This is a genomic window from Escherichia sp. HH26CH (genome assembly GCF_009820205.1).
GTDB lineage: Bacteria > Pseudomonadota > Gammaproteobacteria > Enterobacterales > Enterobacteriaceae > Escherichia > Escherichia coli_F.
Genome location: NZ_VNXM01000066.1, coordinates 270,860 through 286,927, shown reverse-complemented (window position 1 = coordinate 286,927; position 16,068 = coordinate 270,860). Strand labels below are relative to the sequence as shown.

The window sequence follows — 16,068 nt, the reverse complement described above, 5'->3', positions numbered from 1 at the left end:
CCTGTTAGGGCGCGGCTGGTAACAGAGCCTTACAGGCGCATTTGAAAAACCTCCGGCTATGCCGGAGGATATTTATTTTTGTCATGAATTTTGCATGGAACCGTGCGAAAAGCCTCTTTCGGTGTTAGCGTAACAACAAAAGATTGTTATGCTTGAAATATGGTGATGCCGTACCCATAACACAGGGACTAGCTGATAATCCGTCCATAAGGTTACAATCGGTACAGCAGGTTTTTTCAATTTTATCCAGGAGACGGAAATGTCATACAGCGGCGAACGAGATAACTTTGCACCCCATATGGCGCTGGTGCCGATGGTCATTGAACAGACCTCACGTGGTGAGCGCTCTTTTGATATCTATTCTCGTCTACTTAAGGAACGCGTCATTTTTCTGACTGGCCAGGTTGAAGACCACATGGCTAACCTGATTGTGGCGCAGATGCTGTTCCTGGAAGCAGAAAACCCAGAAAAAGATATCTATCTGTACATTAACTCCCCAGGCGGGGTTATCACTGCCGGGATGTCTATCTATGACACCATGCAGTTTATCAAGCCTGATGTCAGCACCATCTGCATGGGCCAGGCGGCCTCGATGGGCGCTTTCTTGCTGACCGCCGGGGCAAAAGGTAAACGTTTCTGCCTGCAGAACTCGCGTGTGATGATTCACCAACCGCTGGGCGGCTACCAGGGCCAGGCGACCGATATCGAAATTCATGCCCGTGAAATTCTGAAAGTTAAAGGGCGTATGAATGAACTTATGGCGCTTCATACGGGTCAATCATTAGAACAGATTGAACGTGACACCGAGCGCGATCGCTTCCTTTCCGCCCCTGAAGCGGTGGAATACGGTCTGGTCGATTCGATTCTGACCCATCGTAATTGATGCCAGAGGCGCAACTGTGCCGCTATACTTATCCAGGACGGCACAACGCTATAAAGCGGCTTGCGCCTGAGAATGGCATTTGCGTCGTCGTGTGCGGCACAAAGAACAAAGAAGAGGTTTTGACCCATGACAGATAAACGCAAAGATGGCTCAGGCAAATTGCTGTATTGCTCTTTTTGCGGCAAAAGCCAGCATGAAGTGCGCAAGCTGATTGCCGGTCCATCCGTGTATATCTGCGACGAATGTGTTGATTTATGTAACGACATCATTCGCGAAGAGATTAAAGAAGTTGCACCGCATCGTGAACGCAGTGCGCTACCGACGCCGCATGAAATTCGCAACCACCTGGACGATTACGTTATCGGTCAGGAACAGGCGAAAAAAGTGCTGGCGGTCGCGGTATACAACCACTACAAACGTCTGCGCAACGGAGATACCAGCAATGGTGTCGAGTTGGGCAAAAGTAACATTCTGCTGATCGGTCCGACCGGTTCCGGTAAAACGCTGCTGGCCGAAACGCTGGCGCGCCTGCTGGACGTCCCGTTCACCATGGCCGATGCAACCACGCTGACCGAAGCCGGTTATGTGGGCGAAGACGTTGAAAACATCATTCAGAAGTTGTTGCAAAAGTGCGATTACGACGTACAGAAAGCGCAGCGCGGGATTGTCTACATCGATGAAATCGACAAGATTTCTCGTAAGTCAGACAACCCGTCCATTACCCGAGACGTTTCCGGTGAAGGCGTACAGCAGGCACTGTTGAAACTGATCGAAGGTACGGTAGCTGCTGTTCCACCGCAAGGTGGGCGTAAACATCCGCAGCAGGAATTCTTGCAGGTTGATACCTCTAAGATCCTGTTTATCTGTGGCGGTGCGTTTGCCGGTCTGGATAAAGTGATTTCCCATCGTGTAGAAACAGGCTCCGGCATTGGTTTTGGCGCGACGGTAAAAGCGAAATCTGACAAAGCAAGTGAAGGCGAGCTGCTGGCGCAGGTTGAACCGGAAGATCTGATCAAGTTTGGTCTGATCCCTGAGTTCATTGGTCGTCTGCCGGTTGTCGCAACGTTGAATGAACTGAGCGAAGAAGCTCTGATTCAGATCCTCAAAGAGCCGAAAAACGCCCTGACCAAGCAGTATCAGGCGCTGTTTAATCTGGAAGGCGTGGATCTGGAATTCCGTGACGAGGCGCTGGATGCTATCGCTAAGAAAGCGATGGCGCGTAAAACCGGTGCCCGTGGCCTGCGTTCCATCGTAGAAGCCGCACTGCTCGATACCATGTACGATCTGCCGTCCATGGAAGATGTCGAGAAAGTGGTTATCGACGAGTCGGTAATTGATGGTCAAAGCAAACCGTTGCTGATTTATGGCAAGCCGGAAGCGCAACAGGCATCTGGTGAATAATTAACCATTCCCATACAATTAGTTAACCAAAAAGGGGGGATTTTATCTCCCCTTTAATTTTTCCTCTATTCTCGGCGTTGAATGTGGGGGAAACATCCCCATATACTGACGTACATGTTAATAGATGGCGTGAAGCACAGTCGTGTCATCTGATTACCTGGCGGAAATTAAACTAAGAGAGAGCTCTATGAATCCTGAGCGTTCTGAACGCATTGAAATCCCCGTATTGCCGCTGCGCGATGTGGTGGTTTATCCGCACATGGTCATCCCCTTATTTGTCGGGCGGGAAAAATCTATCCGTTGTCTGGAAGCGGCGATGGACCATGATAAAAAAATTATGCTGGTCGCGCAGAAAGAAGCTTCAACGGATGAGCCGGGTGTAAACGATCTTTTCACCGTCGGGACCGTGGCCTCTATATTGCAGATGCTGAAACTGCCTGACGGCACCGTCAAAGTGCTGGTCGAGGGGTTACAGCGCGCGCGTATTTCTGCGCTCTCTGACAATGGCGAACACTTTTCTGCGAAGGCGGAGTATCTGGAGTCGCCGACCATTGATGAGCGGGAACAGGAAGTGCTGGTGCGCACCGCAATCAGCCAGTTTGAAGGTTATATCAAGCTGAACAAAAAAATCCCACCAGAAGTGCTGACGTCGCTGAACAGCATCGACGATCCGGCGCGTCTGGCGGATACCATTGCTGCGCATATGCCGCTGAAACTGGCTGACAAACAGTCTGTTCTGGAGATGTCCGACGTCAACGAACGTCTGGAATATCTGATGGCGATGATGGAATCGGAAATCGATCTGCTGCAGGTTGAGAAACGCATTCGCAACCGCGTTAAAAAGCAGATGGAAAAATCCCAGCGTGAGTACTATCTGAACGAGCAAATGAAAGCTATTCAGAAAGAACTCGGCGAAATGGACGATGCGCCGGACGAAAACGAAGCACTGAAGCGCAAAATCGACGCGGCGAAAATGCCGAAAGAGGCAAAAGAGAAAGCGGAAGCAGAACTGCAGAAGCTGAAAATGATGTCTCCGATGTCGGCAGAAGCGACCGTGGTGCGTGGTTATATCGACTGGATGGTGCAGGTGCCGTGGAATGCGCGTAGCAAGGTCAAAAAAGACCTGCGTCAGGCGCAAGAAATCCTTGATACCGACCATTATGGTCTGGAGCGCGTTAAAGATCGTATCCTTGAGTATCTTGCGGTTCAAAGCCGTGTCAACAAAATCAAGGGGCCGATCCTCTGCCTGGTTGGGCCGCCGGGGGTAGGTAAAACTTCTCTTGGTCAGTCCATCGCCAAAGCTACCGGACGTAAATATGTTCGTATGGCGCTGGGCGGCGTGCGTGACGAAGCGGAAATCCGTGGTCACCGCCGTACTTACATCGGTTCTATGCCGGGTAAATTGATCCAGAAAATGGCGAAAGTGGGCGTGAAAAACCCGCTGTTCCTGCTCGATGAGATCGACAAAATGTCTTCTGACATGCGAGGCGATCCGGCTTCCGCACTGCTTGAAGTGCTGGATCCAGAGCAGAACGTAGCGTTCAGCGACCACTACCTGGAAGTGGATTACGATCTCAGCGACGTGATGTTTGTCGCGACGTCAAACTCCATGAACATTCCGGCACCACTGCTGGATCGTATGGAAGTGATTCGCCTCTCCGGTTATACCGAAGATGAAAAACTGAACATCGCCAAACGTCACCTGCTGCCGAAGCAGATTGAACGTAATGCACTGAAAAAAGGTGAACTGACCGTCGACGATAGCGCCATTATCGGCATTATTCGTTACTACACCCGTGAGGCGGGCGTGCGTGGCCTGGAACGTGAAATCTCCAAACTGTGCCGCAAAGCGGTTAAGCAGTTACTGCTCGATAAGTCATTAAAACATATCGAAATTAACGGCGATAACCTGCATGACTACCTCGGTGTTCAGCGTTTCGACTATGGTCGTGCTGATAACGAAAACCGTGTCGGCCAGGTAACCGGTCTGGCGTGGACAGAAGTGGGTGGCGACTTGCTGACCATTGAAACTGCGTGCGTTCCGGGTAAAGGCAAACTGACCTATACCGGTTCGCTCGGCGAAGTGATGCAAGAGTCCATTCAGGCGGCGTTAACGGTGGTTCGTGCGCGTGCAGAAAAACTGGGGATCAACCCTGATTTTTACGAAAAACGCGACATCCACGTCCACGTACCGGAAGGTGCGACGCCAAAAGATGGTCCGAGTGCCGGTATTGCTATGTGCACCGCGCTGGTTTCTTGCCTGACCGGTAACCCGGTTCGTGCCGATGTGGCAATGACCGGTGAGATCACTCTGCGTGGTCAGGTACTGCCGATCGGTGGTTTGAAAGAAAAACTACTGGCAGCGCATCGCGGCGGGATTAAAACAGTGTTAATTCCGTTCGAAAATAAACGCGATCTGGAAGAGATTCCTGACAACGTAATTGCTGATCTGGACATTCATCCTGTGAAACGCATTGAGGAAGTTCTGACTCTGGCGCTGCAAAATGAACCGTCTGGCATGCAGGTTGTGACTGCAAAATAGTGACCTCGCGCAAAATGCACTAATAAAAACAGGGCTGGCAGGCTAATTCGGACTTGCCAGCCTTTTTTTGTCTCGCTAAGTTAGATGGCGGATTGGGCTTGCCCTTATTAAGGGGTGTTGTAAGGGGATGGCTGGCCTGATATAACTGCTGCGCGTTCGTACCTTGAAGGATTCAAGTGCGATATAAATTATAAAGAGGAAGAGAAGAGTGAATAAATCTCAATTGATCGACAAGATTGCTGCAGGGGCTGATATCTCTAAAGCTGCGGCTGGCCGTGCGTTAGATGCTATTATTGCTTCCGTAACTGAATCTCTGAAAGAAGGGGATGATGTAGCACTGGTAGGTTTTGGTACTTTTGCCGTTAAAGAGCGTGCTGCCCGTACTGGCCGCAACCCGCAGACCGGTAAAGAGATCACCATCGCTGCCGCTAAAGTACCGAGCTTCCGTGCAGGTAAAGCACTGAAAGACGCGGTAAACTAAGCGTTGTCCCCAGTGGGGATGTGACGAAGTTCAAGGGCGCATCTACTGATGTGCCTTTTTTATTTGTATTCGGTGACTTTCTGCGTCTTGTGGGCTGACAATTGCCCCCGTTTCTTGTCACAATAGGCCTTTGCGCGCATCGATACGTTGCGTGAGGTACACAGTCATCTACAGCGGAGTGTTGTTACACCATGATGGACAGCTTACGCACGGCTGCAAACAGTCTCGTGCTCAAGATTATTTTCGGTATCATTATCGTGTCGTTCATATTGACCGGCGTGAGTGGTTACCTGATTGGCGGAGGCAATAACTACGCCGCAAAAGTGAATGACCAGGAAATCAGCCGTGGGCAGTTCGAGAACGCCTTCAACAGCGAGCGTAATCGCATGCAGCAACAGCTGGGCGATCAATACTCTGAGCTTGCAGCGAACGAAGGCTATATGAAAACCCTGCGTCAACAGGTGCTGAATCGTCTGATCGACGAGGCGCTGCTGGATCAGTACGCTCGTGAGCTGAAACTGGGTATCAGTGATGAGCAGGTTAAACAGGCGATTTTCGCGACCCCAGCCTTCCAGGTTGACGGCAAATTTGATAACAGCCGCTATAACGGTATCCTCAACCAGATGGGGATGACCGCCGATCAGTACGCCCAGGCGCTACGTAACCAGCTCACTACCCAACAGCTGATTAACGGCGTTGCCGGTACCGATTTTATGCTGAAAGGTGAAACCGACGAGCTGGCGGCACTGGTAGCTCAACAACGCGTGGTACGTGAAGCGACTATCGATGTTAACGCGCTGGCGGCGAAGCAGCCTGTGACCGAACAGGAAATTGCCAGCTACTACGAACAAAACAAAAACAATTTCATGACGCCGGAACAATTCCGCGTGAGTTACATCAAGCTGGATGCCGCAACGATGCAGCAACCGGTTAGCGATGCGGATATCCAGAGCTACTACGATCAGCATCAGGATCAATTCACCCAGCCGCAGCGTACCCGCTACAGCATCATCCAGACCAAAACTGAAGATGAAGCGAAAGCGGTACTTGATGAGCTGAATAAAGGCGGTGATTTTGCTGCGTTAGCCAAAGAAAAATCTGCCGATATTATCTCTGCCCGTAACGGCGGCGATATGGGTTGGTTAGAAGATGCCACTATCCCGGACGAACTGAAAAATGCTGGTCTGAAAGAAAAAGGCCAACTCTCTGGTGTCATCAAATCTTCGGTCGGTTTCCTGATTGTACGTCTGGACGACATTCAGCCAGCGAAAGTGAAGTCGTTAGACGAAGTGCGTGACGATGTCGCGGCGAAAGTGAAACACGAAAAAGCCCTCGATGCGTACTACGCACTGCAGCAGAAAGTGAGTGATGCAGCAAGCAATGATACCGAGTCTCTGGCCGGTGCAGAGCAAGCTGCGGGCGTAAAAGCCACTCAGACGGGTTGGTTCAGCAAAGATAACCTGCCGGAAGAGTTGAACTTTAAGCCGGTTGCAGACGCTATCTTTAACGGCGGTCTGGTAGGTGAAAACGGCGCACCGGGCATCAACTCTGACATCATCACCGTAGACGGCGACCGCGCATTCGTGCTGCGCATCAGCGAGCACAAACCGGAAGCGGTGAAACCGTTGGCAGATGTTCAGGAACAAGTTAAGGCACTGGTTCAGCACAACAAAGCTGAACAACAGGCGAAAGTGGATGCTGAAAAACTGCTGGTTGATTTGAAAGCTGGCAAAGGTGCAGAAGCTATGCAGGCCGCCGGTCTGAAATTTGGCGAGCCGAAAACCTTAAGCCGTTCCGGTCGTGATCCGATTAGCCAGGCGGCGTTTGCACTGCCACTGCCTGCGAAAGACAAACCGAGCTACGGTATGGCGACCGATATGCAAGGCAATGTCGTTCTGCTGGCGCTGGACGAAGTGAAACAAGGTTCAATGCCGGAAGAGCAGAAAAAAGCGATGGTGCAGGGTATCACCCAGAACAACGCACAAATCGTCTTTGAAGCTCTGATGAGTAACCTGCGTAAAGAGGCGAAAATCAAAATTGGCGATGCGCTGGAACAGCAATAATCCTGAAGCCGCCTCGCAAAAAAATGCTTTGCAGCTGTAACAAGAAAAGGTCGCTTTCGCGGCCTTTTCCATTTCTGAACATTGCCATTTGTTTCCTGTTTTCACTGCCGTTAAGGTGATTCCACTGTTAACAAACAAGGAGAAAACAGTATGAAACACGGAATTAAAGCACTGCTCATTACCCTGTCCCTGGCCTGTGCCGGAATGTCTCATAGCGCGCTGGCGGCAGCTCCTGCGGCGAAACCGACAACGGTAGAAACCAAAGCGGAAGCTCCTGCAGCACAAAGTAAAGCAGCAGTACCGACTAAAGCCAGTGACGAAGAAGGTACCCGGGTCAGCATTAATAATGCCAGCGCGGAAGAGTTAGCCCGCGCGATGAATGGCGTTGGCCTGAAGAAGGCGCAGGCGATTGTCAGTTATCGCGAAGAGTACGGTCCGTTTAAAACGGTGGAGGATCTCAAGCAGGTGCCGGGGATGGGCAATTCGCTGGTGGAACGTAATCTGGCGGTATTAACCCTGTAATTAATTTGCATAGTGGCAAATTTTTGCCAGACTGAAGAGGTCATACCAGTTATGACCTCTGTACTTATAACAGTTCTTATAACAACAACGTAAGGTTATTGCGCTATGCAAACACAAATCAAAGTTCGTGGATATCATCTCGACGTTTACCAGCACGTAAACAACGCCCGCTACCTTGAGTTTCTCGAAGAAGCCCGCTGGGATGGGTTGGAAAATAGCGACAGTTTTCAGTGGATGACGGCCCATAACATCGCCTTCGTCGTGGTCAATATCAATATTAACTATCGTCGCCCGGCGGTATTAAGCGACCTGTTAACCATTACCAGTCAGTTGCAGCAATTAAACGGTAAAAGCGGCATCTTAAGCCAGGTCATTACACTGGAGCCGGAAGGGCAGGTGGTGGCGGATGCGCTTATTACGTTTGTTTGTATTGATCTTAAAACGCAGAAAGCATTAGCTCTGGAAGGGGAATTGCGCGAAAAGCTGGAGCAGATGGTTAAGTAAACGTTTTGTGGTGCCGGATGCTCAAGCCGCATCCGGCGACACCCGGAATAATTACTTCAACCCGGTTTTCTGCTTCATCGCTGCCATCACCGTCGGTTTATCGGCCAGATAATGATGCAAACCGTTGGAGCGTAAATTACACGCCGCACAATGACCGCAACCGTCGCCTTTAATGCCGTTATAGCAGGTCAACGTTTCGTTACGGATTAAATCTAGTTTGCCGTAATAATCCGCCAGCGCCCAGGTTTCCGCTTTATCAATCCACATCAGTGGCGTTTCAAAACGAATATCTTTCGCCATGCCCAAACTGACGGCATGATTTAGTGCTTTCACAAACTCATCGCGGCAATCTGGGTAGCCGGAGAAATCCGTTTCGCAGACGCCGGTAATTACGGCTTCGGCTTTTACCTGATACGCATATATTGCCGCCAGTGTCAGGAACAAAATATTACGCCCAGGGACAAACGTATTCGGGATGCCATCAGCTTCAGGTTCATAATCAGGCACCGGAATGCTGTCACGCGTCAGGCTGCTGACCGCCAGTTCGTTGAGCAGCGTTACATCCAGCACTTTATGTGCACGAGCGCCCAGTTTCAGCGCCAGTTCGCGTGCCACGTCGATTTCTGCGCGATGTCGCTGACCGTAATCGAACGTCACGCAATGGACTTCATCATATTGTTGTAATGCCTGCACCAGACAGGTGGTGGAATCCTGGCCTCCACTGAACACAACGACAGCACGTTTCATAGATAATCCTGCTTGAACAATAAAAGCGTTATGGTAACGCCTGCGATTAACCCGGACCAGCTATTCATTGCGACGGCGCGGGAAGCCAGGCTTCGGTAAATTCAAACCAGCCTCGCGGTGTCAGTCGCACACCGTTCACGCCGGGAGGGGCGCTAATGCGATAGTGATAGTTGAACAGCGGCGTCAGCGTCGCATCTGCCATTAACTGGCTAAAAACCGCTTTCAGGGCATTAAATCGGTTTTCCTCATCAGGCATTACTTGCACCGCGTCCAGTGTCGATTGCAAATGTGCATATGCTGGAGCGTCGAAAACATGTGGCCACAGTGGATCGCAACGCAGCCATTGCTCCAGGGTATATTCCGGTGCTTCGCCAATTAACCTGTCGCCCATCATGAGGTCTGCGTGTGCCAGTAGGGTCGTGTCGTCCCAGTTTTTTGCGTTATGAAAAATAATTGTAAGTTCACAGCCTTCCGCGGCCAGTGTCGCCTGTAGGCGTTCTGCCATGGTATGAAGTTCTATCGGTAGGTGATAAACCAGCGTCAAGGTTTTCGGTAGTTTGACGTCATCCGGTACTTGCCATTGTGGAATAGTCCAGCCAGGCAGTAATGCATGACTGGCGGTGATCAGGTTTTCTCCGACTTCTAACGTTTGTAATAAACCGGATTGATGAATAATGGAGATCACTTTTCGCGCCTGCCAGAGGGACAGTCGGGGACTTTTGCGCAACGTTAAATAGCAAAAACCTAAACTGATGCCGCTACTGACCTGGCTGACGCGTTGCAGCTCCTCCGGTTTGCCGATGGTGATTTGCACGGGATGCCGACAACTGGTTCCCAAATCTTTTTCGAAAAGCGGCGGAGTTATCCAGTACTCAACCGCTTTAAGCAGCGGATGACGCAAATGGTAATAATCATGGCTCTCCAGGCGCACCAGTTCCGCTGTGAATTGTGTTAAGCGAAAAGGACCAGTGCCGATCAGGGGGAATTGCGGATGCGCCAGATGGCTGCAGTAGCTCGCCAGCCGGTGCGCAAGCCAGTGATCGGGGCGATGTAAAAAGAAGGTCAGACACTGCGGATGGGTGACTTCAATACGCTTCACGCTAATAAATAATTGACCCAGTGCTGGCAGTTGTAACAGCATCAATAACCGCTGGTGTAAGTGTGAGGCTTTTACTGCATCGCCGTTATGCCAGTGTAGGGTTGAACGAAGATAAAAGTCCCAGCGTAACCCGTCAGCAGAGGTTTCCCAGTGATGCGCTAAATCGCCAATCGGGCGCTGGGTATTATTATCGAAGCGGGTCAGGCCGGAAAATATCTGTCCGGCGAGATGCTGCTCGGCACGGCCGGGCAAAAAGCCCGGTTGTAGCGGTTCGAGCGGGCGATAGTAGGGAATACGCAACGTGGGCGTATCGTTTTGCCATTGTCCGCCCATAAACGGCTGTAACAGAGTGCGCAGCTCACCTGGGGCCAGTTGCGCCAGCTCCAGCACATCTTGCTGCTTTCCGGTTTCCAGCGCCTGTTCCATCATCGCATTGCGTAGCGATTCTGGCGTGACCAGAAAGCGTAGTTGACCGCGCTTTCCGCGTCCTGACTGCGCCTGCCACTCCAGCCATCCCGCCTCCTGTGCCTGGCGTAACAGCGTACGAACATGGCGTTCGCTGCAAAAACAGCGTTCGGCCAGTTCGCTGACGGTGACGGTTTGCGGCTTTCCGGCAGAAGGTTGCCACAGACGTTGATACTGGTTAAGACGGTTGAGCAGTCGCATATAAACCCGGAACAATATTATTTAACTATTCACTATTACTTCCGTATATATCAGGTGATACTCAATCACTATTAACCGTGTCACAGAGTGGAGAAAGAAATGGCTCGTCTGGCAGCATTTGATATGGACGGCACTTTATTGATGCCTGACCATCATTTAGGTGAGAAAACACTCTCTACTTTGGCACGACTGCGTGAACGCGACATTACCCTCACTTTCGCCACAGGTCGTCATGCGCTGGAGATGCAGCATATTCTCGGGGCGCTATCGCTGGATGCGTATTTGATTACCGGCAACGGAACGCGCGTGCATTCTCTGGAAGGTGAACTTTTACATCGTGATGATTTACCTGCGGATGTCGCGGAGCTGGTGCTGTATCAGCAATGGGATACCCGAGCCAGCATGCATATCTTCAATGACGACGGTTGGTTTACCGGAAAAGAGATCCCTGCATTGCTGCAGGCATTTGTCTATAGCGGTTTTCGTTATCAGATAATCGATGTTAAAAAAATGCCACTCGGCAGCGTCACCAAGATCTGCTTCTGTGGCGATCACGACGATCTTACACGCTTGCAGATCCAACTACACGAAGCATTAGGCGAGCGTGCACATTTGTGTTTTTCCGCGACGGATTGCCTCGAAGTGCTCCCGGTGGGCTGCAATAAAGGCGCTGCATTGACGGTGCTGACCCAACATTTAGGTTTATCGTTGCGCGATTGCATGGCCTTTGGTGATGCGATGAACGATCGCGAAATGTTAGGCAGCGTCGGTAGCGGCTTTATTATGGGCAATGCGATGCCGCAACTGCGCGCGGAGCTCCCTCATTTACCGGTGATTGGACATTGCCGAAATCAGGCGGTCTCTCACTATTTGACGCACTGGCTGGACTATCCACATCTACCTTATTCCCCCGAATAACGAGATCCCTTCCAGCACCGGGCAATTGCCCGGTTTTTTTTGCGTTGAATTTGTCATTTTGTGCCGTGATGTTTAAACCGCACAGAATAAATTGTCGCGATTTCACCTTTAAAATAGAATTAAAAGAGAAAAAAATTCTCTGTGGAAGGGTTATGTTAGATAAAATTGACCGTAAGCTGCTGGCCTTACTACAGCAGGATTGCACCCTCTCTTTGCAGGCATTGGCTGAAGCCGTTAATCTGACAACCACGCCTTGCTGGAAGCGACTGAAACGGTTGGAGGATGACGGTATCCTTATCGGCAAAGTCGCCCTGTTGGACCCGGAAAAAATTGGCCTCGGCCTGACCGCCTTTGTGCTGATAAAAACGCAACATCACAGCAGCGAATGGTATTGCCGCTTTGTCACGGTGGTTACCGAAATGCCAGAAGTGCTGGGGTTCTGGCGCATGGCCGGTGAATACGATTATCTGATGCGCGTCCAGGTTGCCGACATGAAACGCTACGACGAGTTTTATAAGCGTCTGGTAAACAGCGTGCCGGGGCTGTCGGACGTCACTTCCAGCTTCGCGATGGAACAGATTAAATACACCACTTCTTTACCCATCGAATAAATATCCAGAATCAGGTCAGGACACTACGCGTGCGATTATTTGCTCAATTAAGCTGGTATTTCCGTCGGGAATGGCGTCGCTATCTCGGGGCTGTTGCCTTGCTTGTCATTATCGCGATGCTGCAACTGGTTCCGCCGAAGGTGGTTGGTATTGTTGTCGATGGCGTGACAGAACAACACTTTACTACCGGGCAGATCCTGATGTGGATCGCCACCATGGTGCTGATTGCAGTCGTAGTTTATCTCCTGCGTTACGTCTGGCGCGTATTGCTGTTTGGCGCGTCTTATCAACTGGCTGTTGAACTGCGTGAAGATTATTACCGTCAGCTAAGCCGGCAGCATCCTGAGTTTTACCTGCGTCATCGCACGGGTGACCTCATGGCTCGTGCGACCAATGACGTCGATCGGGTCGTGTTTGCCGCCGGAGAAGGGGTGCTGACGCTGGTGGATTCACTGGTGATGGGCTGCGCTGTGTTGATTATGATGTCTACGCAAATTAGCTGGCAGTTGACCTTATTTGCCCTGTTACCTATGCCAGTGATGGCGATCATGATTAAGCGCAACGGCGATGCCTTGCATGAACGCTTTAAGCTGGCACAGGCGGCGTTTTCCAGTCTTAATGACCGCACCCAGGAAAGCCTCACCAGTATCCGCATGATCAAAGCCTTTGGTCTGGAAGATCGCCAGTCGGCGTTATTTGCCGCGGATGCCGAAGATACCGGCAAAAAAAACATGCGGGTGGCGCGTATTGATGCTCGTTTCGACCCGACCATCTATATCGCGATTGGTATGGCGAACTTGCTGGCGATTGGCGGCGGTAGTTGGATGGTGGTGCAGGGCAGTTTAACGCTGGGCCAGCTCACCAGTTTTATGATGTATTTAGGTCTGATGATTTGGCCGATGCTGGCGCTGGCATGGATGTTTAACATAGTGGAGCGTGGTAGTGCTGCGTACAGCCGTATTCGCGCGATGCTGGCGGAAGCGCCGGTGGTGAACGATGGTAGCGAACCCGTGCCAGAAGGTCGTGGTGAACTGGATGTAAATATTCGCCAGTTTATGTATCCGCAGACTGACCATCCTGCGCTGGAAAACGTCAATTTCGCCCTGAAACCCGGTCAGATGCTGGGTATCTGCGGGCCGACTGGTTCCGGCAAAAGTACCCTGTTGTCGCTCATTCAGCGTCATTTCGACGTCAGCGAGGGGGATATTCGCTTTCATGATATTCCTCTGACGAAGTTACAACTCGATAGCTGGCGTAGCCGCCTGGCGGTGGTCAGCCAGACGCCATTCCTTTTTTCCGACACCGTGGCGAACAATATCGCGCTGGGTTGCCCGAATGCCACACAGCAAGAGATTGAGCATGTCGCGCGGTTAGCCAGCGTACATGACGATATTTTGCGTCTACCGCAAGGTTACGATACAGAGGTGGGCGAGCGCGGCGTGATGCTTTCTGGTGGGCAAAAACAGCGTATCTCCATTGCTCGTGCGTTATTAGTCAACGCGGAAATCCTCATCCTTGATGATGCGCTTTCGGCGGTGGACGGACGCACAGAGCACCAGATCCTGCATAACCTGCGTCAGTGGGGGCAGGGAAGAACGGTAATCATCAGTGCCCATCGCCTTTCGGCACTGACGGAAGCCAGTGAAATTATTGTGATGCAGCACGGACATATCGCCCAGCGTGGCAATCATGATGCACTGGCGCAACAAAGCGGCTGGTATCGCGATATGTATCGCTATCAACAACTGGAGGCGGCGCTCGACGACGCTCCGGAAATTCGCGAGGAGGCCATCGATGCGTAGTTTTAGCCAACTGTGGCCGACTCTCAAGCGCCTGTTAGCGTACGGTTCGCCGTGGCGTAAACCGTTGGGGATTGCGGTCCTGATGATGTGGGTTGCGGCGGCGGCAGAAGTCAGCGGGCCGCTGCTTATCAGCTATTTTATCGACAATATGGTAGCGAAAAATAACCTGCCGTTGAAAGTGGTTGCCGGGCTGGCTGCGGCGTATGTTGGGCTACAACTGTTTGCCGCAGGGCTACATTACGCGCAGTCGCTGCTGTTTAATCGGGCGGCGGTTGGCGTGGTACAACAGTTGCGCACGGATGTGATGGATGCCGCGTTGCGCCAGCCATTAAGCGAGTTTGATACTCAGCCGGTCGGGCAGGTGATTTCCCGCGTTACCAATGATACTGAAGTGATCCGCGACCTCTACGTTACCGTAGTGGCAACTGTCCTGCGTAGTGCCGCACTGGTGGGTGCGATGCTGGTGGCAATGTTCAGCCTCGACTGGCGAATGGCGCTGGTGGCGATAATGATTTTCCCGGTGGTGCTGGTGGTGATGGTGATATACCAGCGTTACAGCACGCCGATTGTCCGTCGTGTGCGCGCCTATCTGGCAGATATCAACGACGGCTTTAACGAAATCATCAATGGCATGAGCGTCATCCAGCAGTTCCGTCAGCAGGCGCGATTTGGCGAACGTATGGGTGAGGCCAGTCGTTCACACTATATGGCGAGGATGCAAACCCTGCGCCTCGATGGTTTTTTACTGCGGCCCCTGCTGAGTCTCTTTTCTTCGCTCATTCTTTGTGGCTTGTTGATGCTGTTTGGCTTCTCTGCCAGCGGCACCATTGAAGTGGGCGTGCTGTATGCGTTTATCAGCTATCTTGGGCGGCTTAACGAACCCTTAATCGAACTGACCACGCAACAGGCGATGCTGCAACAGGCTGTTGTTGCTGGTGAGCGCGTGTTTGAGTTGATGGACGGGCCGCGCCAGCAATACGGCAATGATGATCGCCCGTTGCAGAGCGGCAACATTGAAGTCGATAACGTGTCATTTGCTTATCGCGATAACAATCTGGTGCTGAAGAATATTAATCTCTCTGTGCCTTCGCGCAACTTTGTGGCGCTGGTGGGGCATACCGGCAGTGGTAAAAGTACCCTCGCCAGTTTATTGATGGGCTATTACCCGCTAACGGAAGGTGATATTCGCCTTGATGGTCGTCCATTAAGTTCGCTAAGTCACAGCGCGCTGCGCCAGGGCGTGGCAATGGTGCAGCAAGATCCGGTAGTGCTGGCGGATACCTTCCTCGCCAACGTGACGCTGGGACGTGATATCTCCGAAGAACGCGTCTGGCAGGCGCTGGAAACTGTGCAACTGGCGGAGTTGGCGCGCAGCATGAGCGATGGTATTTATACGCCGCTGGGCGAGCAAGGGAATAATCTCTCCGTCGGGCAAAAGCAACTGCTGGCACTGGCGCGCGTGCTGGTGGAGACACCGCAAATCCTGATCCTCGATGAAGCCACCGCCAGCATTGACTCCGGTACTGAACAGGCGATTCAACACGCACTGGCGGCGGTGCGTGAACACACTACGCTTGTGGTGATTGCTCACCGCTTATCGACCATTGTTGATGCTGACACCATTCTGGTGCTTCATCGTGGTCAGGCTGTGGAACAGGGGACTCACCAGCAACTGCTGGCCGCCCAGGGGCGCTACTGGCAGATGTATCAACTGCAACTAGCGGGCGAAGAGCTGGCAGCCAGCGTGCGTGAAGATGAATCATTGAGCGCCTGAATAGCGCAATATTTCATCGTTGGTGCAAAAATGTAACGCACTGTGCACTGTCATA

The 16,068-nt window shown here is 51.7% G+C and carries 13 protein-coding genes; 11 read left to right on the top strand and 2 right to left on the bottom strand.

The features are described 5' to 3' along the window. Nucleotides 1–259: 259 nt before the first annotated feature. From clpP to fadM, 7 genes are all read left to right on the top strand, one after another. Complete coding sequence (gene clpP / locus FQ015_RS22410) at nucleotides 260–883, top strand: ATP-dependent Clp endopeptidase proteolytic subunit ClpP (RefSeq protein ID WP_160524526.1); 624 nt, start codon at nucleotides 260–262, stop codon at nucleotides 881–883. A 126-nt stretch (nucleotides 884–1,009) separates the two neighbouring features. Continuing rightward, nucleotides 1,010–2,284: an ATP-dependent protease ATP-binding subunit ClpX gene (clpX, locus tag FQ015_RS22405; protein WP_000130305.1), complete on the top strand. Its 1,275-nt coding sequence runs from the start codon at nucleotides 1,010–1,012 to the stop codon at nucleotides 2,282–2,284. Nucleotides 2,285–2,471: 187 nt separating this feature from the next. Then, on the top strand, nucleotides 2,472–4,826 hold the full coding sequence (lon, locus tag FQ015_RS22400; RefSeq protein ID WP_001295325.1) for an endopeptidase La: 2,355 nt from the start codon (nucleotides 2,472–2,474) through the stop codon (nucleotides 4,824–4,826). A gap of 190 nt (nucleotides 4,827–5,016) precedes the next feature. Beyond that, a complete protein-coding gene (hupB, locus tag FQ015_RS22395; protein ID WP_254892905.1) occupies nucleotides 5,017–5,307 on the top strand; it encodes a nucleoid-associated protein HU-beta in 291 nt (96 codons plus the stop codon). A 191-nt stretch (nucleotides 5,308–5,498) separates the two neighbouring features. Then, on the top strand, nucleotides 5,499–7,370 hold the full coding sequence (gene ppiD, locus FQ015_RS22390; protein WP_000969383.1) for a peptidylprolyl isomerase: 1,872 nt from the start codon (nucleotides 5,499–5,501) through the stop codon (nucleotides 7,368–7,370). Nucleotides 7,371–7,520: 150 nt separating this feature from the next. Beyond that, a complete protein-coding gene (locus tag FQ015_RS22385; RefSeq protein WP_000680297.1) occupies nucleotides 7,521–7,892 on the top strand; it encodes a helix-hairpin-helix domain-containing protein in 372 nt (123 codons plus the stop codon). A 105-nt stretch (nucleotides 7,893–7,997) separates the two neighbouring features. Continuing rightward, the gene (gene fadM, locus FQ015_RS22380) at nucleotides 7,998–8,396 is read left to right on the top strand and encodes a long-chain acyl-CoA thioesterase FadM (RefSeq protein ID WP_001194534.1); all 399 of its coding nucleotides are present in this window, start codon (nucleotides 7,998–8,000) and stop codon (nucleotides 8,394–8,396) included. Between the two features lie 51 nt (nucleotides 8,397–8,447). On the opposite strand, the gene queC is transcribed toward fadM, so the two are convergent. Then, complete coding sequence (queC, locus tag FQ015_RS22375) at nucleotides 8,448–9,143, bottom strand: 7-cyano-7-deazaguanine synthase QueC (protein ID WP_115738923.1); 696 nt, start codon at nucleotides 9,141–9,143, stop codon at nucleotides 8,448–8,450. Nucleotides 9,144–9,207: 64 nt separating this feature from the next. Then, nucleotides 9,208–10,908, bottom strand: a complete 1,701-nt coding sequence (locus FQ015_RS22370; protein WP_160524525.1) for an SgrR family transcriptional regulator — start codon at nucleotides 10,906–10,908, stop codon at nucleotides 9,208–9,210. A 99-nt stretch (nucleotides 10,909–11,007) separates the two neighbouring features. Between FQ015_RS22370 and cof the strand changes: the two genes are divergently transcribed. From cof to FQ015_RS22350, 4 genes are all read left to right on the top strand, one after another. Beyond that, on the top strand, nucleotides 11,008–11,826 hold the full coding sequence (cof, locus tag FQ015_RS22365; RefSeq protein WP_001305489.1) for an HMP-PP phosphatase: 819 nt from the start codon (nucleotides 11,008–11,010) through the stop codon (nucleotides 11,824–11,826). 152 nt (nucleotides 11,827–11,978) lie between these two features. Beyond that, nucleotides 11,979–12,437: a DNA-binding transcriptional regulator DecR gene (gene decR / locus FQ015_RS22360; protein ID WP_000884589.1), complete on the top strand. Its 459-nt coding sequence runs from the start codon at nucleotides 11,979–11,981 to the stop codon at nucleotides 12,435–12,437. A gap of 29 nt (nucleotides 12,438–12,466) precedes the next feature. Next, on the top strand, nucleotides 12,467–14,239 hold the full coding sequence (locus tag FQ015_RS22355; protein WP_001235619.1) for a SmdA family multidrug ABC transporter permease/ATP-binding protein: 1,773 nt from the start codon (nucleotides 12,467–12,469) through the stop codon (nucleotides 14,237–14,239). Further along, entirely contained in the window at nucleotides 14,232–16,013 is a 1,782-nt protein-coding gene (locus FQ015_RS22350; RefSeq protein ID WP_160524524.1) for a SmdB family multidrug efflux ABC transporter permease/ATP-binding protein, read from the top strand. The genes FQ015_RS22355 and FQ015_RS22350 overlap by 8 nt, the downstream gene beginning before the upstream one ends. Nucleotides 16,014–16,068: the final 55 nt, after the last annotated feature.